Origin of the sequence: Blautia sp. DFI.3.45 (assembly GCF_020593505.1) — a bacterium.
GTDB classification, from domain to species: Bacteria; Bacillota; Clostridia; order Lachnospirales; family Lachnospiraceae; genus Blautia_A; species Blautia_A wexlerae.
The window spans coordinates 1-385 of the sequence record NZ_JAJDMI010000180.1; the positions used below are offsets into that span (position 1 = coordinate 1).

A 385-nucleotide genomic window follows, 5' to 3' on the forward strand; every position below is an offset into this window, starting at 1 on the left:
AGGTCATGTACTGCCGGATGCTGGACGCTATGCTGTCCAAAGGGCAGGAGGACGAGAACGGAATCCTGTTTGTCTGCTTCCCTGTCACAGCCATTGCCGCAGTCCTGTCCCGCAGTCCCATGACGGTCAAGCGTTCTCTGAATGAACTGGAAACCGCCGGACTTATCATGCGGGTGCGTCAGGGCGTTGGAGAACCAAACAGGATTTATGTGCTGATACCGGGAAAGGAGGACGCTGCCCTTGCCTGATACCTCAAAGCTGGAAAAGCTCAACAGGGAGCTGGAGAAAAGCGAAAAGAAGCTGCGGAAAGCCATTAATGATGAAAAGGTATTGCAGCACCAGTTGAAGCAGCTTACCCGAAAGGAACGGACGCACCGGCTCTGTA

Annotated in this window: 2 protein-coding genes; both read left to right on the forward strand. The window is 53.8% G+C overall.

Annotated elements, in window-relative coordinates:
• On the forward strand, positions 1–248 hold a 248-nt coding region (locus tag LJE09_RS17505), incomplete at its 5' end, for a DeoR family transcriptional regulator (RefSeq protein WP_227311620.1).
• Positions 241–385, forward strand: a 145-nt coding sequence (locus tag LJE09_RS17510; protein ID WP_227201186.1) for a DUF3847 domain-containing protein, incomplete at its 3' end; no start/stop codon positions are given. The genes LJE09_RS17505 and LJE09_RS17510, both read left to right, overlap by 8 nt.